General features: G+C 34.2%; 18 protein-coding genes. 3 read left to right on the top strand and 15 right to left on the bottom strand.

The window, feature by feature from the left end; genetic code table 11:
• Positions 1-23: 23 nt before the first annotated feature.
• The 4 genes from Q4500_RS04205 to Q4500_RS04190 all read right to left on the bottom strand — a co-directional run bounded on the left by Q4500_RS04205 (position 24) and on the right by Q4500_RS04190 (position 3,468).
• Complete coding sequence (locus Q4500_RS04205; RefSeq protein ID WP_303598481.1) at positions 24-977, bottom strand: ornithine cyclodeaminase family protein; 954 nt, start codon at positions 975-977, stop codon at positions 24-26.
• On the bottom strand, positions 974-2,098 hold the full coding sequence (locus tag Q4500_RS04200) for an aminotransferase class I/II-fold pyridoxal phosphate-dependent enzyme (protein ID WP_303598480.1): 1,125 nt from the start codon (positions 2,096-2,098) through the stop codon (positions 974-976). The genes Q4500_RS04205 and Q4500_RS04200 overlap by 4 nt, the downstream gene beginning before the upstream one ends.
• A 345-nt stretch (positions 2,099-2,443) precedes the next feature.
• The gene (locus tag Q4500_RS04195; protein WP_303598479.1) at positions 2,444-3,277 is read right to left on the bottom strand and encodes an EcsC family protein; all 834 of its coding nucleotides are present in this window, start codon (positions 3,275-3,277) and stop codon (positions 2,444-2,446) included.
• Between the two features lie 5 nt (positions 3,278-3,282).
• Positions 3,283-3,468 carry a hypothetical protein gene (locus Q4500_RS04190; RefSeq protein WP_303598478.1) on the bottom strand — a complete coding sequence of 62 codons (186 nt, stop codon included), beginning with the start codon at positions 3,466-3,468 and terminating at the stop codon, positions 3,283-3,285.
• Positions 3,469-4,189: 721 nt separating this feature from the next.
• Between Q4500_RS04190 and Q4500_RS04185 the strand changes: the two genes are divergently transcribed.
• Positions 4,190-4,909: a reverse transcriptase domain-containing protein gene (locus Q4500_RS04185; RefSeq protein ID WP_303598477.1), complete on the top strand. Its 720-nt coding sequence runs from the start codon at positions 4,190-4,192 to the stop codon at positions 4,907-4,909.
• A gap of 269 nt (positions 4,910-5,178) precedes the next feature.
• On the opposite strand, the gene Q4500_RS04180 is transcribed toward Q4500_RS04185, so the two are convergent.
• Both Q4500_RS04180 and Q4500_RS04175 read right to left on the bottom strand, forming a co-directional pair.
• A complete protein-coding gene (locus Q4500_RS04180; RefSeq protein WP_303598553.1) occupies positions 5,179-6,360 on the bottom strand; it encodes an IS91 family transposase in 1,182 nt (393 codons plus the stop codon).
• Positions 6,327-6,932, bottom strand: a complete 606-nt coding sequence (locus Q4500_RS04175; RefSeq protein WP_303598476.1) for a tyrosine-type recombinase/integrase — start codon at positions 6,930-6,932, stop codon at positions 6,327-6,329. Before Q4500_RS04175 ends, Q4500_RS04180 begins: the two co-directional genes overlap by 34 nt.
• 447 nt (positions 6,933-7,379) lie before the next feature.
• Between Q4500_RS04175 and Q4500_RS04170 the strand changes: the two genes are divergently transcribed.
• Together Q4500_RS04170 and Q4500_RS04165 are read left to right on the top strand one after the other, a co-directional pair.
• On the top strand, positions 7,380-7,874 hold the full coding sequence (locus Q4500_RS04170; RefSeq protein ID WP_303598475.1) for a group II intron maturase-specific domain-containing protein: 495 nt from the start codon (positions 7,380-7,382) through the stop codon (positions 7,872-7,874).
• A gap of 174 nt (positions 7,875-8,048) precedes the next feature.
• A complete protein-coding gene (locus Q4500_RS04165; protein WP_303598474.1) occupies positions 8,049-9,347 on the top strand; it encodes a VCBS repeat-containing protein in 1,299 nt (432 codons plus the stop codon).
• A gap of 271 nt (positions 9,348-9,618) precedes the next feature.
• On the opposite strand, the gene Q4500_RS04160 is transcribed toward Q4500_RS04165, so the two are convergent.
• From Q4500_RS04160 to Q4500_RS04120, 9 genes are all read right to left on the bottom strand, one after another.
• On the bottom strand, positions 9,619-10,245 hold the full coding sequence (locus Q4500_RS04160) for a hypothetical protein (protein WP_303598473.1): 627 nt from the start codon (positions 10,243-10,245) through the stop codon (positions 9,619-9,621).
• A gap of 508 nt (positions 10,246-10,753) precedes the next feature.
• Positions 10,754-11,341: a hypothetical protein gene (locus Q4500_RS04155; RefSeq protein WP_303598472.1), complete on the bottom strand. Its 588-nt coding sequence runs from the start codon at positions 11,339-11,341 to the stop codon at positions 10,754-10,756.
• A gap of 124 nt (positions 11,342-11,465) precedes the next feature.
• Entirely contained in the window at positions 11,466-12,584 is a 1,119-nt protein-coding gene (locus tag Q4500_RS04150) for an acyltransferase family protein (protein WP_303598471.1), read from the bottom strand.
• Positions 12,585-12,679: 95 nt separating this feature from the next.
• Positions 12,680-13,516, bottom strand: coding sequence for a LytTR family DNA-binding domain-containing protein (locus tag Q4500_RS04145; protein ID WP_303598470.1), 837 nt, complete (start codon positions 13,514-13,516; stop codon positions 12,680-12,682).
• 200 nt (positions 13,517-13,716) lie between these two features.
• Positions 13,717-14,739 (bottom strand): bestrophin family protein, encoded by a 1,023-nt coding sequence (locus tag Q4500_RS04140; RefSeq protein WP_303598469.1) that lies wholly within the window; start codon positions 14,737-14,739, stop codon positions 13,717-13,719.
• Positions 14,740-14,960: 221 nt separating this feature from the next.
• Complete coding sequence (locus Q4500_RS04135; RefSeq protein ID WP_303598468.1) at positions 14,961-15,305, bottom strand: hypothetical protein; 345 nt, start codon at positions 15,303-15,305, stop codon at positions 14,961-14,963.
• A 605-nt stretch (positions 15,306-15,910) separates the two neighbouring features.
• On the bottom strand, positions 15,911-20,317 hold the full coding sequence (avs2, locus tag Q4500_RS04130; RefSeq protein WP_303598467.1) for an AVAST type 2 anti-phage system protein Avs2: 4,407 nt from the start codon (positions 20,315-20,317) through the stop codon (positions 15,911-15,913).
• 508 nt (positions 20,318-20,825) lie between these two features.
• The gene (locus tag Q4500_RS04125) at positions 20,826-21,302 is read right to left on the bottom strand and encodes a methylated-DNA--[protein]-cysteine S-methyltransferase (protein ID WP_303598466.1); all 477 of its coding nucleotides are present in this window, start codon (positions 21,300-21,302) and stop codon (positions 20,826-20,828) included.
• Between the two features lie 15 nt (positions 21,303-21,317).
• Positions 21,318-22,442: a CNNM domain-containing protein gene (locus tag Q4500_RS04120; protein ID WP_303598465.1), complete on the bottom strand. Its 1,125-nt coding sequence runs from the start codon at positions 22,440-22,442 to the stop codon at positions 21,318-21,320.
• Positions 22,443-22,457: the final 15 nt, after the last annotated feature.

The following is a 22,457-nucleotide window of genomic DNA, read 5'->3' as shown; positions in this document are numbered from 1 at the left end:
AGTAATTCGTCTTTATTTAAGAATCAACCTGGGTTGTTTAATTTATTCATTACAACAATCGATGCTGCCAGATCTTGGATTCCTACACCAACCAGTTTTGCTATTGTAATTTTATTATCAGAATTTTGAAATCCTGTATTCTGAAAAGCATTACCAAACTCTACGGTCTTATCAATTAGACGCGGTGAAGATTTTATTGCATGAGCATATTCCCCATATTTTTTGTTTAGTTCTAGACTATCAATAAAAATAGTATCGGCAACATGAAGACAATCGCTATCCATTTCATTTTTATAAATATCGTCAGAGCCAACTGCAGTTATGTGTTGTTCTTTCTGCAACCATTTACCCTTTATAAGAGGTGTTTTACTTGACGTAGTAGTAATGATTATTTCAGATTCTTTTACTGCTTTCTCTACGCTGTCAACTAAGTCTACTTTCAAGTCAGGATAAGAATGAGTCAGTTTTTCTTTTAATGAAAGTGCTTTTTCCTTGCTACGACCATAAATGGCGAGTGTATTGATCCGTCTTAGTTTCGCCAAAGCAAATACTTGATGGTATGCTTGTATACCAGTACCAATAACAGCAACCGATTTTGAAGATTTTGAAGCTACAAAATCGGTAATTACAGCACCTGCAGCTGCAGTTCTTAAATCTGTAATAATGCCTTTATCGTTTAAAATGGCAGTAGGAAAACCTGTTTTAGCATCAAACAGAAAAATAGCGCCACTAAAAGGAGATAGGTTTTGCTTTGCATTGTCAGGAAACATGGAAACTACTTTTATAGAAAAGTAATCATATCCTTTTATAGCAGCGGTTTTTATATGTGTATCCGCATTATTTGGAAAGTGGAGTAAACTTACAGGAATCCCAATAAGCGATGATGGGTTATAGTCAATAAATGCCTGTTTTACCGGTTCAAATAAATCCTCTATTTTCAATAGTTCATTTATTTGTTCGTAGTTTATATTTATCATTTGCCCATTAAATTTTCTAAAACAAAAGATTCAAATTGTTCTAATGCTTCCGGTGTTTTTTGTCTACCAAAACCTATTCTAAAATAGCCGTTAAAATCATACACGCCACTAGGAAGTATTAATACACTCTTTTCTTTAAGCACTTGTTCGGCAAAATCCATGTCATTGGTATCAAAATGCATTTTTACAAAAGCTATTGGTCCGGCATTTGGTTTATACCAAGAAAACAAGTCTGCGTATTTTGTAAAAAAGGTATCATAAAGCGGAAGATTATCTTGTATTATTTTTAGATTTTTATCTAAAATAGCATGCCTGTTTCGTAATGCAACACCTGCTAAAAATTCACTTGGTCCGGCATTACAAATGGTTGTATACTCTTTAAGAATAGCTACTTTTTCTAAAATGGATTGGTTTTTTGTTGCTAGCCAGCCTATTCTTAATCCGGGTAAACCATATGCTTTAGACATAACACCTATAGAAACACCATTTTCATAAGCATCGGCAAAAGCAGGAATTGCAAATGAAGGTTTGTGTTCTAATTCTCTGTAAACTTCATCGCAAAAAATGATGATATTGTTAATTCTTGCGAGTTCTATAATTGCTTGTTGTTCTTCTTTTGTAAAAAGAAACCCAGTAGGGTTATGTGGCGCATTTAAATAAATAACTTTGGTTTTGTTAGTTATTATTTTTTTTAACGCTTCAATATCAAAACAAGGAACGTTTTTTTCGTAACGTACATGCCAACTCAACACCTTGCAGCCTATACTTTCTGGTACAGATTGTAAAGATTGGTAGCAAGGTGTTTGCACTATAACTTCATCGTCTGAGTTTAGCATAGCATGAGAAAACAAGAAAATTGGTTCTTGTGCCCCTGTACAAACAATGACATCCTCTGCCGTTATTTTGCTGTAAATTGTAGTAATATCTCTTCTTAATTCTGGACTACCTTGCGTATGAGTATAACCCAACCATGTGTTGTCAAACGCTTCTTTTGCTCCATTTTCTAATGAAAGTAAATCGGCTATTGTCATAGCTTCACAATCAGAATTGCACAACGAATATTTAGCACTATGTTCGTGTAAGGTATAATACCTTTCTAACTTAAATGGTTTTATTTTCATAGCGGTTTTTAGATGATAGTTAACATTTAGATTAAGCTAAGAACTTAGTAGTAAAGTAATAATTTTATTTCTGCGCACGAAGCTAAAGCTTGATGTTTAGTATTATTTTTTCTTGCTCAAAGATAAATCCATTCCCGATAGCTATCGGGAATAGCGAGCTCTTAAAACTGCCTGCCGGCAGGCAGGTATACGCAGACCTTTCGGTTTTGACCTGAAGTCCGTATTAATCATAGCAATTATTGCCCAGCGTTTTTTTTCCGTTTAAGTTATTTTTCATCCAAGTTAGAAGTCTGGCGTAACACTTGCGACTGAGTGGGAAGTTCATCTTCCGGTTTATTATTAATTTTAGATTTTTGAATATGCCTTCATCACAGCATCTTCACCATATTTACGCTCCAACCTTCTTAGTGTAAAGTGTGAAGTAGCCATTTTCTGAAAATGATTGATAAAAATAAAGTTCATAGAACCACCACCTAGTGCTCCGGCAATTGGTACAGCTTGTGCCATAAACTTCTCGCTAATTAATACACTAAATCTCGCTGCTATTTGGGTGATGAATTTATTCATAGCATTAGAACCAAAAACAACAGAACTATTTGCAGCAGTCTTAATAGCCGCTTGTAAACTAGCCGAAGTAAGATTCTTTAAAGTTGATGACAAAGCAGCGCGTGCTACATAATAGCTTGTATCAATACTATCATCATCTTTTGACTTGCCTCCTAACGCAAATACTTCCATACATTGCATTTGCCCTTCAAGAGAATAAATATCCTCACCCTGGCTTCTAGCTATATCCATAATACTGCGTAAAATATACTTCGTGGTAATGGTCATTTCAGAAGCGAAAATGGCTGTTCCAATGCCCGTAGTCGAACCGAAAAAACCACCAACTGTTCCTGAGCCAATAACTATAGCTTTATACGTAATACTAGAAGGTTCTTTTAACTGTTTGTTTTTTGAAATGGTAAGGAGATTAGCCTTTAATAATCCCAACAATATTTTTTCTGTAGATTTTTGAAGGATGTTTAACGCTTTTTCAGGAATAAATCTAGCCCCTGTTTCTAAAGAGTTTCCAATAACATTAACTCCTTTTATAGCCCAACCTATATTCTCCATTGAAGCTTTACACTTTTTAATGGTTTCAAGGTCTTCTCTAGAAAGGGCATTTTTAACCAGCATATTATTTATTGTTTATTTGAACTTAGGGGTGTTGACATGTTAACAGCTCTTACCTCTCCTTCAGGCACGCAAACAGGTCCATTTTGACCTGGTAATTCTATAAACCCATCTTCACAAGGTAGCGACTCAGTTTCGCAACCTAAGAATACCACTCCAAAAATAGCTATCAATAAAATTCTTTTTAATATCATCTTTTATTTGAACTTTGATAGCGTTTAAGCTATGAACAGTACGGGAGCAAACTTGCGTTTGCTTTCCGCTACGCACATAGCAAAATCTTTTTTTTTGTTTTTTCTTTTTTTGTTCGAAAGCAAAATTCCAAAGATTTTGCGACCTCATAAATATACCCAGACCTTAGCGTTTAAGCCCTAAGCCCGTATTGATTGTAGGTTCTGTGTGTGCCCAGTATGGGCATCTTTTTAACTACAGAAATGTAGTTAATTAATTTAGAGGGTGCAAGTCCCTTATGGGCAGGGGTAACGCCTTGAACCATTAGTAAGCTGCAAGGTTGCTAGTTGTGAAGCTAGGACTGAAGAAAGCAGGATTACAAATCTCGGTACTGACCCTTCGGCTATGCTCAGGATAAACCAAGCAGGAACCGTATATGAGGCATAATTACTCGGGTAAGCAAGCACATCATTGTTACGCCCCAAAGATTACCAAAAGGGTAATTATGTAGATACGGCAGGGATCGAGAGAAAGAAGATGTTCTTACCTGGGGAGGTCTCTATAACCACGAGTTGGTCTAGTAGAGAAGTCAGCAGAAGTCATAGTAGCTAAAGCCTGATATTTTAGTGAAGGACAGAACGATAATTGTCTTTAATAAACTAAGGAATTGTTTTATGTTACGGATAGTTTTCTAGTAGAATAATAGCCTTTGATTAAGCGAGACGGCAATTCAAATTATGAGTATTGATTAAACATGTAACAAGTAAAAAGAATCTAAACGAAGCCTATGCGCGAGTGTATCGCAACAAGGGATCTGCAGGTGTGGATAAAGTTCACATTAATGAGTTAAAATCTACACTACAGGGCTACGCAAAGCAGTATATCTCACAAATAGAAAGAAAGACCTATCAGGTGTCTCCTATACTAGGCGTTGAAATCCCCAAGAGCAATGGTAAGAAACGATTACTCGGTATTCCTACGGTTGTTGACAGAGTGTTTCAACAAGCAATACATCAAGTATTGCAACCTTTATTTGAGCCAGACTTTCAAAAGCATAGTTACGGGTTCAGACCACAACGTAATGCCCATCAGGCCACCGCACAAAGTCTTTTAAATATCAATGCTGGTTTTCAACATATAGTAGATATTGATTTAAAGAGTTTCTTTGATGAAGTATCACATTATATACTTCTAGAGTTGATTTACAAAAAGGTACAGTGCAAAGCCACGATGCGGTTATTGCGTTCATTTCTTAGAGCGCCTATACTGATTAACGGTAGATTACAAAAACGCAGAAAAGGCGTTCCTCAGGGTTCGCCATTAAGTCCATTGCTCTCTAATATCCTGCTCAATGAGCTGGATAAAGAATTAGAACAACGAGGACATCGTTATGTAAGATATGCTGATGATTTTAGTATTTACGTTAAAAGTAAAGTGGCTGCAAAACGTGTAGGTAATAACTAAGCATATGGCGCGCCGATAGGCTAGCGCTATATGACTTGTTGACTGATCCGGGATTTGTAGATAAGGGGGAATTCGGGAAGTTTGCCTAGACCTTGGCAAGGAAGATGGTTATTGGTATACCGTTTTATAGCTTCTTTTTTTGTAGAAAACCACATTAAGGCTACTATTTTGTTGTAAACCCTTTACTGCTTTTTAGTATTTAAGCGGCTTTACACACTTTTCCTTCGTTTTTAGGCAGTAGTATGCCAGGCCTCTTTTTTAGGCGGTTCTTATATTTTGAATTTCAGTAGTTTACGTTTTATGGTCTGTTGGTAATTCTTTGGTGGACCACGGCTGTCAAAGGTAAAAAGGGTAATCAATGCCCCTTTTTTACAACTAGGGCAAATGCGGTGTAGTGATTTCTCTTGTATGACAACCGTTTCAATGGCTAACAAATCCTTGTCCGCTAATTGCCTTTGCAACAGCGGTAATTTGTCTTTTTTCCAACTGCTACTTAAAAATCCGTAATGGCGTATTCGTGTAAAGCCTTTAGGAAGAATATGGAGCTGAAAACGCCGTATAAATTCCTTGCTCGTAAGGGTTAATCTTGTTTTTTGACCACCCTTTTTGTAGTCTTTTAAACTAAAGTCAACCTCTCTTTTTGCTTTGTCGATTGCAAGAATACGGTGGTTACTAATGGCTATTTTATGGGTATATCTCCCCAAATATTCGATGACATGCTCCGGTTTCCCAAAAGGAGGTTTGGCATAAACTACCCACTTTTTTTTGAACAGACCGTCATATAAAGATTGTGGTAGTTCGGGAAGTGCCTTGCGTAATTTTGCTACAAAAAGCCCTCGGTATTTATCACTCATCGCTTTTACAGAAAATAGAAAATCATCCTTTCCCTTTCCCTTTTTCCAAAACCCCGCCTTGGAGACTCCTCCTTTGGGAACAATGCAATGCAAATGTGGATGCAGACTTAAATTCTGACCCCAGGTATGTAACACGGCAATCATTCCGAGTTTTGCCCCCAAATGTTTGGGATTATTCCCAAAGGCAGTGAGTGTTTCCCAAACGCTATCAAACAAAATCTTATAAAGCACTTGGGGGTAGCGTAGCGCAATAGAATTAAGGGTGTCGGGCAATGTGAAAACCACATGGAAATAAGGAACAGAAAGAAGCTCCTGCGACCTGGCTGCTATCCACAGGTGTTGCTTGTGTCCTTGGCAGGTAGTACAATGTCGATTCCGGCATGAATTGAATTGCAAATGCAGCTTCTTACACGCTATAGACCAATCTAAATGACCGCCAAGTGCTTTGGTGCGGCATTTTCGTATGGCGTGCAGGGCACGTGCATTCCAACTGGCATGGGCTATCTCTTGCAAATGGTCTACTTCTAAATTCAACACATCTGCCACAGTATGTTTGGGCTGCACTACTTGGCTAACAATGTATCCAACGGACTGAATTTCAACGAACTCCCAGCATTGGACACCTGTAAATACACAATGGTAATTTCTATATGAGCGTGCCCTAGCAGTTCTTTTAGGCTCATGATATTCAATCCATCTTCCAGTAAGTGGGTGGCATAAGAATGGCGCAGGGTATGGGCGGTAAACTTCTTTTGGGTGTTTACTTTACAGCGACATTCCTTAATAACCCATTGGATTCCCCTTGTGGTAAGAGGTCCTACCACACCGTCTTTGGTAATCTGACTATTAAAAACATGTTTTACGGGGTTTTCTGTCCTGAAATAAGTTCTAAGGCCGCGGGCAAGATGGGGGCTCAAGGGAACATAGCGGTCTACCTTTCCTTTTTGTTTTTTTACAAACACCGTCTTTCGTTCAAAATCAATATCCGATTGCAGTAAATTACAAAGTTCATAGCTGCGCAGACCACAGCCGTAAAGCATCGCTAATATCAAACGATGTTTTAGGTATTTGGGAGCTTTTAATAATTCTCGAACCTCTTGTTTGTTCAAGATAATAGGAAGGTCTTTCTGTCTTTTTATTTGAGGAAGTCCAATCCGTTTTTTATCCATTCCCAGAACCTTATAAACAGCACGAAGTCCATAGATGGTGTGTTTAAAAAAGCTCTCCGAAGGAGTTTTATGCAAATTCTGGCAATGGTAGAGATAGTCGTTTATTTGCTCTTCATTAAGCCGTTCTGGACTACATTTATAATAGATAGACAAGTGTGCAAGACACCGAAGGTAATTTCTTAAAGTACTGGTTGCCTTACCATTAATAGCAAAACTCTTTGCTAAGCTAAGGGATAGTTCTTTAAATTCAGGTACTTCTTCTAACTCCGTCTCTAAAATCGTCCTTGACTTTTTTTATATATCATTCTAAGGTTTTTTAATACCTCAATAAGATAATGTATTTTTATATCAGACTAAAAGCTTCCGAGGTACGAGGATTAGTTCAACAGTATCTATAAGTATTTGCGAGACCACCTCCAACTTCCCATAAATAGGGTAAAAAGCGGTGTGCGGAGACCTTTAGATTTCCAAGTATTAGGCTTTGGCTTTGTGCCAAGGTATAAGAAAGGGGAAAAAGGGAAGTATCAACTTGTGGTAAAAGCGTCCAAATGGAAAGATCTTAAGTCAAAACTTAAATACCTGACCAAAAAGACGATCCCTGCAAGTTTTGACGAGCGTATCAAACGTACCAACCTATTAATACGTGGTTGGATAAATTACTTTAAACCTGCATCCATTCAGTCGAAGCTTAAGAAGCTAGAAGAATGGCTAAGAAACCGATTGAGGTACGGCATATGGCATCATTGGAAGAAACCAGAACGGAAACGGAAAAACCTAATCCGTTTAGGAGTAAACCAAGACAACGCCTATGCTTGGAGTCGCACAAGAATGGGAGGATGGGCAGTCGCTCAAAGTCCTATACTAGGTACTACAATTACTATTAAACGGTTAAAAATGAGAGGTTATGTCAGTTTAATCGAGTACTACAAGCGAGCTGTATAATTATTGAACCGCCGTATACGAGACCCGTACGTACGGTGGTGTGAGAGGCGCACTCTGCTAATTGCTAGCAGAGCCGTCTACTCGATTATCTCTTGTTTTTAGTTTTTTTTTAATTTTATATTAAACCTTTAAAGTAAAGTAAAGTCAAAAGTGATATAATTCAAATAAAAAAATATGATTCATAAAACTTTAATTTTCGCATGTTTTCTAGTACTGTTTTTAAGCTGTAGTAGTGATAATGACACAGTACCAAATGAAGAAATAGTTGATGAAAATGAATTGCCTTATCAAGCTGAAGGATTTGTGAAAATTGAAAATGGTTCCGGAGGTTTTTCTGCAAATTTAGAAAGTGGAGATAGATTTAGTAGAGATCACGATAAAATAGGAGATGTTAATGGAGATGGTGTTATAGATTTTGTTATTGGTGCACGATCAGACGATGATGGTGGTGTTGATGCAGGAGCTGTTTATATTTTATTTATGAATAATGACGGAACTGTGCAAAGCAACCAAAAAATATCGATGCTTGAAGGGGGGTTTAATGAAACGTTAAATGCTGGAAATTTCTTTGGTTATGGTGTTGCAGGTATTGGTGATTATGATAATGATGGAATTCCTGATATTGCAGTATCTTCTCCAGTACCACCAAATAATTCATTATATATTATTCACCTTAATGTTGATGGAACTGTTAAAGATTATGTAAAAAATGAAAATATTATAGCAAATGGTTTAACGGCTATTGGTGATATTAATGGAGATAATCGAGTAGATTTAGTAGCTTGTAATCCAGGATCTGATGCTGGTGGAACTAATCGTGGCGCTATTGATATTTTATTTTTAAATGAAGCGTCGCAAATAATGTATACAAATACGGTTACTATAAATTCTATACAAGGAGGTTTGGGAGTAGGACTTGAAGATGGTGATCAATTTGGAGGTAGAGAAGTAGCTATGCTTGGAGATATTGATAACGATGGAACAAAAGAATTGGCAGTTGGAGCTTTTATGTCTGATGGAGGGAAAGGTGCCATTTGGATTTTATCTTTAAACAGCACAACTTTCAATGTAGAATCTAAAGTCAAAATTACTGAAGGTACGAACGGATTTACCGATGAGCTAGTAACCGATTTAAACCCTAACGGAACTTTTGGTGGGCAGTTTGGTCATGCAATGTGTGCTGCCGGAGATATAGATGGAGATGGAATTAACGAGTTAATTACAGGAGCAAATCAGCAAAATGAAGGTTTGGCTTATGTATTGTATTTAAATGCCGATAAGACAGTTAAATCATTTACAAGAATAAATAATACTGATGGAGGTTTTAATTTGACTTTAGATTCAGAAGAGCGATTTTCTCGTTCAATATCATATGTTGGAGATTTAAGAGGTGATGGCTCAATTGCTATCAATATTGGAGGAGGTGCAGGAGGAACTGGAACACTATATACGCTGTTTTTTAGACCACAGTAATCTTTAAAGTATATTCAATAATTTTGATTAAGAAAATGTATTTTTTGTATTGACTATATTTTTTGTTCAAATTAGAGATAACGACCCGGCTATGCGTAGTGCGGGATTTGAAAAGTGGAGTTTTCAAATCTGCACGTAGCCAAGAGTTTATATTTTGTTTTTAATTTATTCACTTTAAACACCAAATTAAAGTATTGGCGGACTTCATTAAATGCACTGACCATTCGTTTAGCAGAAAACCCGCATTACGTATAGCCCTTGTTAGCTGCTTTTATTCTTTTACTTTTTTAAAAATGTATCCTGAGGGACTTTTCGTGTATGCTATTCCCCTCATTGTTCTTAATAACTTTTCTTTTGTTGGTTGATTTCCGCTTTTGGGTTTTAGGTAATCATCCAAGTTTTTGCTTGAAATAGTGAATTTGTCATCAGCATATCGTCTGTAAACAGCAATTAATTCATAGTCTTCATCTAAAGAAGCCATAGATGCATCACCATGTGAATTGTTGCAGACCAATATTCCTCCTTTTTTTAAATAAGGCTTTGTGGCTTGCCCAACGAATCCAGCATATTGAGAAATTACCATATCAAACTCTTTTTCTAATTCTTCAAAAGGTTTGTTGTAGTCTTGTTGGTAAAACCTAAAATTAGTCTCCTCTGGATACTCCCTTTCATTTCTTATAAATTCATCAGTATCTTTTTCTTCAAAAAATTTATATGTATTTCTAAATGAATCAGCATATGTAACATTCGAGAAAATCAAAGAAGGAGTTATATGAACGTGTGAACCTGGATAAAAGACATTTTTTATGTCGAAATAGTCCTTTATTACCCTGAAAAGTCCAATAGAAGTGTGCTCCTTGTCTACGTGATGCTTTTTATATAGTACTGGTATCTTCATTTTTCTAATTGCAGCTAACGTACGTATAAACGTACCAGGGTACGTTTATTTCTTGTTTTGGTGGTTAAAGCGTACCTAGCTAATATACTATTAAAGAATAAACCTACAATTAACCTATTACATTCTTTGACGGGAAACCATAATCACTATAAATAAATGGCGCTTGTGAGTAATTAATTGAATTCAGAAGAGAATGGTCCTAAAAAATAACGAACCGACTAGTTAGTTGGTTTTTGCTGCTAAAATGTGTTGAGCATTCTTTAAAATAGCGTCAGCAATTACATTTGTATCGATAAAATGCAAAGAGTATGAAGGTAAATATGCGTTTTGAGCACTAAACAAACCAAGTGGTTTGTTTTTTGGTTGGATAGACGAACTGTTTTAGAACAAATTTTACTGTTTAAACGAACTCTCATGGTTCAATAACCACTGTTTACAGTCTAGTTTTATAATCCTCAATGCAAAGCATTAGACGACTTCATAGTTTTAAATAAGGAACAAACATGCATTAGTCTTCAGTGAGCGTTTTAAAGCCTTCCATCACATAGATTAACTTACGTTTATCTTCGAATCCCGGGTATTCTTCATCTGTGAACATTGAGGGTAAAAAGCTCTTATATTCTATATAATTTTCGCCTTGGTATAAACCGAAATTATAGGTTTGTCCACCACTTATGGCTTTTTTCCATGTGTTCGCTTTTTCTCCTAAGGTCGCTAATTGACTTTGATCTATATTGAATTTTCCTTCGCTAGCACAGAGATTCAAATATGCCCAATACTCTGAATACTTTTTTTTCTTAACACGTATCCTCTTTACGTTAGGGGAAGCCATTGGTTGTGCGGACTCATTAATTCTGTAGCGCCTTACCTTACCGTTATTGAAGTAAACGATATAATTTGATTCTGGTTCTATATCTGGCAGTATGGAGTAGGCGAGGCGAACCACCAATGCGTCTGCATCTTTCAAGACAAATAACTCAACATACCTGTGTACTTCTTCTGCATTCGTTTTAAAGTCGATTTTTGGTATTTCAGGTGCTTGCGAAAATGCTAGAATGGGCAAAAGAATTAAAAGACAGCATTGAAGTTTTCTCATGGTAAAGTTATATAACTCGGTTACGAACGTATTCTGTTTATTGATATTGTCTCAAAGAATTTGTTTGTTTTTTACCTCAGTTCTTTGTTGTCTTTTAGTGCTTCATCTGTTTTTTCACATTAACTTATTTAATCTTCTTCTTTAGGCCAAAAAGTGGTCTAATATATTTACAACGACGAATTAAAAATTCATAAAAAAGCCATGATAAAATAAAAGTGCCCAAAATCATTATTGAAGACTTTACAGCTAACGACCAATCTAATTCTATTAGGTAATAGCCAATCACAATCATAATAGTTTGATGTAAAATATAGAATGGGTAAACTGCTTCGTTGGCATAGCTTAATAAATTACTTTTTCTATTTAAGTATGTCGCTGAAAATCCAAATAAAGTAAGTACCCAAGACCATAAGTTAGCAACCTTAAAGAAAGCTTCTATATAATGTCTCATGAATGAATCTTCATATTGGTGTGTGATAAATAACATTATACCAAAGCTTAGTATTCCTGCTATTAAAAAGTGTTTTCTATACCTTTCAACAGTACTCCAAAAGGTGTCTTTTATAGAAATAAGGACAAATCCAAAGAAAAATAATACGATGCAATTTATAAAAGTGAACCAATCGTCTATCAAGGCATGAGTAACTGGAAAGAGAGGTTCAATTAACGCTTCAATGAAATATAATGGAATAATAAAAATGTATAATCCTATAGGTCTGAACGTTATTCTTTTCATCCAAGAAATAAACTTATTCTTTGGATGATTTTTTAGGTAGAAGAATAAAGGGATTAATATAATTGAGAAAACCAACAGATAAGGCAAAAACCATAAATGGTGCCAACTAAAATTACCTTCTGGATAAACCCCATTAAATAATTGACTAGGCCAAAAATCAAAATAGTTTCCAGTAAATTGATTTTTATCTAACCGCTCAAAATATATTTGAGGAGGAATAACACAAATCATTCCGAATATTAGAGGCAATCCTAATCTTTTAAGACGCTCCAAAGTAAATTGCACTCCTTTTCTTTTTTGTAAAGCATAATAGGTGCCCATTCCAGAAATAACAAATAATATAGGCAATCTCCATTGATTTAGAAACCACATTGGATAGGTTAACCAATTATATGTAACATTATTTTTTATATGAAATCCCCAAGGAACAAAGAACATTCCCACATGATAAAAAATAAGTAACCCAAATACTAGTACTCTTAACCAATCTAAATCGTGTCTACGCATCAACTATGTTTTTTAGCGAAACTATTTAAAAAAAATATTGATATTTTTTAAAAGTGATGACAGACAAACTTTTGTGACAAGGAGCAAGAAGTTTATTAAGAATTCATCTTTTTATTAAATTTTGAAATCATATTTCTTGAAACAGGAATGGTATTAGAACAGTTTTTAAGCTGTAGTTTATAACCTTGAGCATTACCAGTAACAGAATCGATTTGGTTAATATTAACAATGTAAGAACGATGTGTTTTTATATAGTTAGAATATGAGTCTAAAATGTTTTCCAATCTTTTCATCGTTAACCTTTTTAATATTTTACTTCCATCGTTTAAAAATAACTCTATATAATTGCCTTCCGCTTTTGCATATAAAACATTTTGCGAATCAACATTTAATTCATTTATGTGTGATGGAGTTTTTTTAGAAATAATAGATTTTTTCTTTGAAGTATTAAATGCATTTGCATTTCTGCTATTTTTAGTATTTAACCTGTGATAATTTATTGGCACTAAAATAAATGCAAATAAAATTCCGACTAGAAAGGTGTTTCTTAACTCTTCATAGAAATAACGTAAGGACCAGTTATTTGGATTGTCATAAATAATATCTCTAATAAGAAATTGTACAATACCAACGAATAGTAAAAATGAAGCTACCAAAAGTATCTCTTTTTTTATAGTCCAATTCTCTTTTGTAATTGGGGATATTTTTAGAGACAAAAATATAAAAATCATAAAAACAGGAGTGCATGAATGTATCAAAGTAATCCAAAAATACCCCATTTTATGTTCAGGTTGATATACTTCAAAAGGCTCAAAAAAATAGCCAAATAAAAAAGTCATAAAAAATAATAAGATCGTTATTGACCATAATTCTTTTCCTTGATAATAAAATGGATATGCTTGAGATAGTAAGTTTGAAATGTTTTTTTTCAATTTAAAGTAAGATGTTTTTGGGCATTAAAGACAACGTGTTTGTATAAGATTTTTTGCGTGTTTAAGCACCTAATTTAGTAAATACAAAACCAACTAGAAAATCCGAAAGGATTTTCGTGAGTAGGCGAGTACAAGCAATTAATTTTATACGGTGTTGGCAACAGTTTTATGATTAATCATTATTTTAAAAATTGGTTGATTTATATAAGAACACCTTTTTCTGCTTCTATATTTGGTGGTAATTCAGTTTCATTCAAAATTTCTCTTAAATCAATTTCAATGGTTCGGCATAGGGATAGCATAGGTATATCATTAACCATCCCTTGAAAAGGATTTTCTGAATAATCACCTACTAATTCCATCATTAAAAAAACCCAACTTATAAGCACTACTATTGGAACGGATAACCAAATTCCCCATTCATTTAATTTTAATAATTCAGGCATCATACTAAAGGGTAATAGAAAAATGAATATATATACAAAATATTTACTCATATTCGAATATTGCCTAGGAAGAGGAAACTTTTTAATTCGTTCATTTTTTCCTTGAAGAGTATAAAATTTACTCAAAATATTTGACAATTCCATATGCCGGAAATCATCAATTAAATCTTGTTCTCTTAGTTGACTTAAATCCCTTGATTGTTCATTGATTATTTGAGTGGCTGAATTAGCTTTTTTTATAAGTCTATCATACTCTTTATCTTCTAAAAGTTTAGTTGTAAATTCAAAATCGATATTTTCTAAACCATCTTTATTTTGATAACGTTTGGCAATTGTAGCTGTTATTCCTTTTTTGTCAGTACGTTCCCATTGTGTTGGTATCAGTAATTGCTTTCTATGTGCATACAACCAAGCAATATGTCTGTAAATTAATCGTCTTTTAATGGAATGAATCTCTTTGCTAGGAAGCCTACTTTTTGTGTTCAAATTAGAAATAAACCCATCAATCATCATCCCCCAAGTCCTGCTTTCATTTACAATACCTCCCCAAATTTTTCTTGCTTCCCACATTCGGTCATAGGATTGGTTATTTTTAAATCCTATATAAAAGGAAACGGCTGTTCCTATTACAGAAACAGGAAGCCAAGGGATGGAAAAGTTAATAATTTTTTTGTGATATAAGAATGCTATAAGCCCCATTAATATTATAAGTGAGATTGTATGTCGAAAGGTTATTTTTATTAACCTATGAAGACCTATATTCTTTTTTATTATCATTTATTCTTTTTTAATTGTTGGCAACGGTTTAGCTATGCGTAGTGCGGAAGCAAGGAAACTTTTCGTTTCCGTCTACGCACGAAGCTAAAGCTTATTGTTTAGTTTTATTTTTCTTGTTCAAAGCTAAATCCATAAGATTTAGCGACACAATAAATATACACAGACCATTCCGTTTTAGCCCAAAAGTCCGCATTACGTATAGGTTTTGTTACCACACGTTTTTATTTCGAACTTTTAATTTTACTTTCTAGACCTTTTATTAATCCATTGATTGCGAGATTTATATGATTTTTTCCTTCTCGGAAGTATCCATCATCCTTTTTTTTCAAATCGCTATCAGAATAATATTCTAGTTCTTCTTTTCCATCTAGAAAGTTAACTTTAACGAAAGGGTCTGTTTGATAATATTCTTTTGCAATTGGGAAATTAACTGAAAAAGTATGTTCAAAAATGCCAATTTTACTAACCAATTCTTGAGCTTTTGGTTTTGACATATTTGTTTTTGACCACTCTAAACGAATTTTAGTAAGTCCTTTAATTTCGCTATGTATTAAATCTGTTTCCATAATTAAGTTTAAATATAAGGCAAAGTTATGAAAAAATAAATATTCATAGTTTTTATCTATTACAAATGTGTTTTAATTTGTTAACAGCTAGTCATGATTTTTTTAAACCCCAGAATTCCGAAAATCTATTTTCGCGAACTAGCTAAAAAGTCCATCTGCGCAACGATTGGGTAGGAGTGAAGTCCATTTGCGTTAGGATTGGAGATTCCATTTGCGTAATATTTTCAGTTTTCGATTACGCAACATCGATTTTATTTCAATAAAAATTAAGAAATTTTCAACTGGCAAAATGTGTGGTAACGTCTAGTATAAGAAACGTAGGGCAGTTAAAAAGCACTTTCGTTTCGGTTTATTACTAAGCTAAATATAAATATTTTGCTTTTATCTTTTCTTCTATAAATGCCAAATTTTATATTTAGCGGACTTAATTAATATTCACAGACCTCTCGGTTTAGCACAAACGCCCTATGTTTTTTATACATTGTTGTGTTTTCGTACTTTATTTTCGGTTCTGTGTGTAGCGTTGGGGCAAACATACTCTTTGACAAGTTTTGGCTCGTGCCGTTGGTTTTTGAGCGACTTGACAATGTGTATGATTGCTTGCGTCAGGTATTCTTAGTGTTAATCACTCCTTTTAATTCTTCTTTGTCAAAATAATATGCTCCACTGATTTCTAATCTTCCCAGATAGTCAGTTCCAAAAGATCGTCCTCCAATTATTTGCTTTTCTCCCAATACAGTCCAAACAACTTTTAAATTATTTTCATTAAGAAACTTCAAAAAAGAATTCTTTCGAACAAGCAGATAAGATTTTGAATTATGATAAACATTTGGTGCAAAACATTGTACAACTTTGGAGTTGTCAATAAACTCTCCTTCTCTTTGACTATATTTTATATCCATACCCTTATAAATAACAGTACTTGGTTTTAAAAAGCTAATAGTTTCTTCTTTTGATTTATCAAATTCTTCCTCCCATAAAAAGCCTTGTGCAGTTACATTGATTTCTGCAACATATTGCCCTGATTCCTGGTCATGAACTTCTCTCCATTCTGTGCCTCCATAATATTCAGTTGTAAAATAGTCTTGAGCAGGTGACCAATAATATTCTCTGCTGAACATTTCATATCTATCTCCGCTTTCAGGCATCCAGCGCCCCATGAATTCTTGTTGAGTAGCCCAATCTTTAAATGAATCGTATTCATCATTTTTAACTAGATAACTTCTAATATGACACCAAAGCTCTTTATGTGGTTGATCCCATTTTTCTTCTCCAATTTTTTTTGGTTCTGACCAAGATGGATAACCTTCCAAAACCAACCACTCTGTACCTTTATCATCTTTTATTTGGATGATTTCTTCCATGTTAGGCAAAACACTTGAATCATTTACCCAGCTTTCGTTGGTACAATCCCAATTAAATAATTTGTTATTAACCCACCAGAAATCTTGTGGCTGTTCATCATTATAACTTCCAGTTTCACTAATCAACAATGTTGGGTCAATATCTCTAACATAAGGATCCCAAGGCCCTTGATAAGGGGCTTCTTTTTTCTCTCCCCATCTTTCTTGCTTTATGAAATTATCAGATAACAGTGCCATGTATTCATAGTAAGCTATCCATTGATATTTCTTTCCTATTCGTTCGTTAGAAGAAGCACTTCTTCCTCTGGAATGATTTTCTTTATCAAAAGAAAGATGTAATTCAGGATTCCATCCAAGTTCTATAACTTTTGAAAAGATTAATCTTTGAGCAATCCTTAAATCAAAATACTCTCCGGTATTTATAATTTTATGATTGTGATCTAAAAAAGGCTCTATTTCCTTCTCATATTCCAACAAGAACTCAGTTGACAATGATTTTTTAAAGCTATCTGTTATTTGGTTCAATTCTTCTTCAGTTTTTCTGCCAACTGCCTTCTTAAAATTGATTATACTATCTCCTAATTTTAGACTATCATCAGACTCTTCGGTAATTATTGGGTCAAGACTATTTAATAATTCTAATTGTTCAGAATTCAATTTTTTCTTAAAATCATTAAACACCTGCTCTCTATCGACTGGAGCTTCACCTTTTTTACAACCTGACCATTCTGAAGAACCACTATTAGTTCCTATTGTATATCTTGCAAAGTCTTCAAATCCCATTACTGAGTGCCAAATATCCCAATGTTTATCATTATCAAATTTTTCTTCCATTTCTTCACGAGACGGGATTTTTTCTGGCCAAATGCTATTATAAGGCGGTTGAACCTTTGATAACTCGAAGCTTAATTCTATACCAATATAATGCGCATATTCAATTGCTCCTCTTGCGTAATCCCTTAATAATATGTGTGGGATTACAGATTTTGGATCGCTAAATACCGTTTTGAAAATATATTCACTTAATTCTTTTATTTTCTCTCTTTGAGCTGTTCTTAATACACATCCGTAAGCAACAGCAAATAGACGTTCATATACATAAGGGTCGTTAACTTCTTTAAATATTTTCAGGAGCTTTAATAATATATCAAGCCTATTTTGCAATAAACAAACCAGTGCTTTTGTTGAACAATCTCTAAGTTTTCTATTTGTAGAAGTGTGAAACCATGCCAATGTAATGCTAGAAAGTAAAACTGATTCATCTGAGATATGTGTTTTGTCTGTTTCACGCCATGCCCAATCTATAAGACGTTTTACAGATGATTCATCGTCATATTTGTATTTGAGCAATTGAGTCCAATTTGCATCTCGGTCAGCGAGAGAAAATTTTATTAAGTGATTATTTAGAAAACGAGCATTAAAGAAGTGGTTTGGAATTCCTGTAACCGAAATAATAATTTCCCAGAAATAATCATTTGTGCCTTGGAAGGCTAACACATGTTCGTTTACATAGTTTAATGACTCATCATTAATGGTTTCGACCTTTCTCCAAAGTAAACTTTCAACAAAAGACTCGACAATTGGATATTTATTTTTAAGATTAGGAATAAGAGTGAAAAACTCATATCCTTTTTTCTCAGGAACCTGTATTGAAAAAGCTTCAATTAGTCCTTTATATCTATAAATCGCATTTTCATCTTTTACATAATTGTGGAGTTTACCATCTTCTGTGAACTCTTTCTCCAATTCAGAATATTGTTCGAGTAAATATTGAACAGTTAAGTGATCTTCAAATCTCTCATACGCTAAATAAACACCTTCTTCATAATCATTCTCTTCTTTCCAAAAACGGTTCTTTGATAATACGCCTTCTGTAATTAGGTCATCTATAAAGTCTTTTTTGTCAATAAAATCTGAAATGGATTCATTAACAACTTTATAAGCTAATTCATATGGAACATATCTAAGTTGATTGTCAACTTTACATTTTATTAAAGCATAAATGGATTTTTGCACTAGGTTTAAACTATCTGAGTACCCAATTCTTTTTGGTTTTGATAAAACAATATTTACATTTTTGACAAAAAAGTTAATAATTGAAGTGATGCCTTGAAGACCATCAGGAATACGGGTTAACCCAGCCTTGTTGATTCCTTCACAAAATAGTTTTAAAAAGAGTGGGTTTTGAAACTCAGGGTGCAATAATGGCACATTAGGCAATTCAATTTTATAATTATCAAAAAATAATTTGCTTGCTTCATATTCAATATTCCTAAATCCATAGTGATGATGTTGTACAATGTTAAGATTGGTCATTTCATCTTCAGGAAAAATTAAATTTTTATAGGAAGTTCTTATTGTTAATACAAGACCAAGCCATTCATATTTCTTTATCTCATTAATGAAGCTTTTTATAAACTCATTCCAGAAATAGTTGCCTTTTCCCTCATTGATCGCATCAATAAAAAGAACTATTCTACTTCCTGAATCTTCAGCTTTTTTATTTAATTTTCTAAGAAAATCTTCAGATTTAGAGTTGATTTGAAGTCTTTTAAAAATTTGTGTCCATGGATCTTCTTCCGTCACAAAATGTTGACCAAGAACAAAAACACTTTCATGTTTTTTCTTAATTCTTCTTGTAACTACATCTCCAATCAAATGTGATTTTCCTATACCAGCTTCACCATCTAGAAGTAAAAAAGGATTATTAGCAAGTTTAAATGAAGAACCATGAATTAAATTTTGAAAAGTAGAAAGCTCATGCTCGAACTCTCTAATATTTCTTAAGTCAGTACCGTGTTTATGATAATATTGGTCGTCATTTTTTTCTTTTTGTACCTTGCGTTCTTCCGTAATATAATAGTCATAAATTTTTTGGACGGTGCTATGAGACTCATTCAATAAGTTTTCAAATTCATTTACTGGAATTAAATCAGTTCCTAGGAAATTAGTATCTTGAAACAAAGCTTGTAATTCATCAAAGGTTTTTTCTAAATTTTCTAGACTTTCCTTTATTTCAGGTTCATTCTTTAATACCTTTTTTCCTTTTATCAGAAACTGATCGAATTGCCCTGTTATTTTCCTTTTGAACTCTTCGGTTCTTCCTAGACCTTCAAATATTTCAGATACCTCAAGTTTTACATTTAACTCTGGTGTATACCTTTTACCAAGATCATGTATTGATGATTTACATTGCTCTTGAAACCAGTCTTGATCTGGTTGAAATGTTAACTCAGATTTAATTTCTTCTATCTTATCATCAATATTTTTCGAAAGACGATTGAAAATATTATTTGTAATACTTTTTACGGAAGCTTCAATGCCTAGTTTTTTAGCTTTTAATTCCTGTAAATAAACGTAGGTAAACAAAAGGAGCATCATGATGATAAGAACAAGACTCCACCATGGAAGATTAATGCTAAAATAGAAGTGAGCTGCCTTCCAAAATAGCTTTGTCCAGTATCCTTCCGAACTTTCATGAAGTTGATTTGTCGCTTTAACCGAGAAGTCTAGTTTCTTCGCAAATTCACCTATAACGAACAAGCCAGCTGGTACTGCAATACTCCAATAAGTTTTCCTTAACCTTAGTTTAAAAACCCACGACAATACCCATTCAATTATTGACTTCAACTTATCTGTTTTATTCATTCAATTCAGTTTCTATATTGTCGAGTGTTGGCTTAAAAATAGCTCTTTTGGTTTTTCAGTGTTGGATTTCGTGTCGGCAAAAACCAAATGTGCTGTTTGCGTGGTTAGCTTTTTTCGGTATGAAACACAACAATTGTGTATGTGCACAATTGCACATATTCCCCAATATTAAGGAATATACGTAATAGTTAATATTTCAGTATATTAAATATACCACTAAAGAATAAACCTACAATTAATAGCTGACCTTCCATTACGGAAAACCATAATCACCATAAATTTTATAAAATTAATTTGTCAGTAATAGCTTTCAAAAGAGAATTGCCTTAAAAATAGCGAACCGACCAAGTAGTTGGTTTTTTACTTTTAGCATGTGTTTATAATTGTTGATAGTGACGATGGCAATCGCAATTGTATCGATAAAATGCAAGGTGTACAATGTATAAAGAGGAATTTTGAATGGAAACAAACCTAGTAGTTTGTTTTTTGGCTGGGTAAAGCAGCTGTTTTAGAACAAACTTTGCTGTTTAAACGGACTCTCATGGTTTAATAACCACTGCTTTCTGTGCAATCCACCAGCGTAGCCTGTAAGTGAACCATCAGTACCAATAACTCTATGGCAAGGCACCACGATCCATAACGGATTTCGAGCATTTGCAGATGCAGCAGCTCTGGTTGCATTGGGGTCACCTAATAATTTTGCAAGCTCTAAATATGACTTCGATTTTCCGTAAGGTATGTTCTGCAACTCCACCCAAACCTTCTTTTGAAATGTTGTTCCTTCAGGGTTTAGTTTTAAATTGAACTGTATTCTTGCGCCTTCAAAATATTCGTTTAATTGATAAACGGCATCTTCTAAAGATTCTGGTATAACATCGGTAAGTGGTTCATCAGAATTTAAAACGGTTATAGCGGTAAGGCCGTCAGTGTCGCCCATAATTTTGGCAACGCCAAGGGGTGTTTGTATGTAAGCAACATCGGCCATAGTGGTAATTGATATTTATTCGTCTGGTGATGTTGGCTTTTCGATCACTCCTGAAGCCTGAGCGCGTTTTTCCCAGTTTTTGCGAGCAAGACTCTGCAAATCTGCAACATTGTCGCTCTCGTCCATTATTTCGAGTCCTAGAAGGGTTTCAATAACATCTTCCATAGTTACAATACCACTTACAGAACCATATTCATCTACAACAAGTGCAATTGCTTCACGTTTTGCAATGAATATTTCAAATAAGGTGGGTATTGGTGTACTTCTACGCGTAACTAAAATTTCGCGTTTAATATCTTTCAGCGGAATGTCTCCGTTCTGATCGATCATTTCTTCAAGCACATTATCCTTTAAAACAAAACCGGTAATATTATCCATATTATCAGTATACACAGGAATTCTAGAAAAACGCAATTTAGGATTATCGGTAAAGAACTCTGCTATCGTTTTTTTCTCAGAAGTAACTTTCATTACCGCTCTTGGTGTCATAATATCTTTCACCAAAACTTCATCGAACTTCAACAAGTTTTTAATGATGGTAGATTCAGACTTTTCAAAAACACCTTCTTCATGTGCCATATCGGTCATCGCATGAAAATCTTCGCGACTCAAAACACTACCATGGTGTTTGCCACCGCCTACCATTTTGGTAAAAAGACGAAGCAACCATAACAGCCCCGTATATTTTAAGCCTAAAACCATAATTTTTAAGGATTTGGTAGAGAAATTAGCGAGTTGTTTCCAGTATGTAGCTCCAATAGTTTTCGGGATGATTTCAGAGGCTACAAGTATAAGAATGGTCATGAGGGTAGAAACTACCCCTACCATTAAATCTTCTGTAAATGTGACACCTAAGATTGTTTTGGTTTCGCTACCGTATAATTCTGCATAAGCCACCTTTGCCTGTACACCTACCAATATTGCACCAACCGTGTGGGCAATAGTATTTATAGTTAAAATGGCAATTAAAGGTTGATCTACATCTTTTTTAAGTGCTTCTAGGGTTGTTGCATACGCATGACCTTCTTTCTTTTTTACATTTATGAATGTTGGCGTTATGCTCAATAATACTGCTTCTAATATAGAACACAGAAAAGAGAAGAAAATAGAAATGAATGCGTAAAAAAGTAGTAGTCCCATGGGGTTGTTTTATGA

It is taken from the genome of Maribacter sp. 1_MG-2023, from assembly GCF_030547005.1.
GTDB lineage: Bacteria > Bacteroidota > Bacteroidia > Flavobacteriales > Flavobacteriaceae > Maribacter.
This window is presented reverse-complemented; position numbering and strand designations above follow the sequence as displayed.

Bases quoted from the DNA above. Each gene is read 5' to 3' on its own strand.
- Q4500_RS04205 (WP_303598481.1), bottom strand. From the start codon at position 977: ATGATAAATATAAACTACGAACAAATAAATGAACTATTGAAAATAGAG.
- Q4500_RS04200 (WP_303598480.1), bottom strand. From the start codon at position 2,098: ATGAAAATAAAACCATTTAAGTTAGAAAGGTATTATACCTTACACGAA.
- Q4500_RS04195 (WP_303598479.1), bottom strand. From the start codon at position 3,277: ATGCTGGTTAAAAATGCCCTTTCTAGAGAAGACCTTGAAACCATTAAA.
- Q4500_RS04190 (WP_303598478.1), bottom strand. From the start codon at position 3,468: ATGATATTAAAAAGAATTTTATTGATAGCTATTTTTGGAGTGGTATTC.
- Q4500_RS04175 (WP_303598476.1), bottom strand. From the start codon at position 6,932: ATGGATAAAAAACGGATTGGACTTCCTCAAATAAAAAGACAGAAAGAC.
- Q4500_RS04165 (WP_303598474.1), top strand. From the start codon at position 8,049: ATGATTCATAAAACTTTAATTTTCGCATGTTTTCTAGTACTGTTTTTA.
- Q4500_RS04160 (WP_303598473.1), bottom strand. From the start codon at position 10,245: ATGAAGATACCAGTACTATATAAAAAGCATCACGTAGACAAGGAGCAC.
- Q4500_RS04155 (WP_303598472.1), bottom strand. From the start codon at position 11,341: ATGAGAAAACTTCAATGCTGTCTTTTAATTCTTTTGCCCATTCTAGCA.
- Q4500_RS04150 (WP_303598471.1), bottom strand. From the start codon at position 12,584: ATGCGTAGACACGATTTAGATTGGTTAAGAGTACTAGTATTTGGGTTA.
- Q4500_RS04140 (WP_303598469.1), bottom strand. From the start codon at position 14,739: ATGATAATAAAAAAGAATATAGGTCTTCATAGGTTAATAAAAATAACC.
- Q4500_RS04135 (WP_303598468.1), bottom strand. From the start codon at position 15,305: ATGGAAACAGATTTAATACATAGCGAAATTAAAGGACTTACTAAAATT.
- avs2 (WP_303598467.1), bottom strand. From the start codon at position 20,317: ATGAATAAAACAGATAAGTTGAAGTCAATAATTGAATGGGTATTGTCG.
- Q4500_RS04125 (WP_303598466.1), bottom strand. From the start codon at position 21,302: ATGGCCGATGTTGCTTACATACAAACACCCCTTGGCGTTGCCAAAATT.
- Q4500_RS04120 (WP_303598465.1), bottom strand. From the start codon at position 22,442: ATGGGACTACTACTTTTTTACGCATTCATTTCTATTTTCTTCTCTTTT.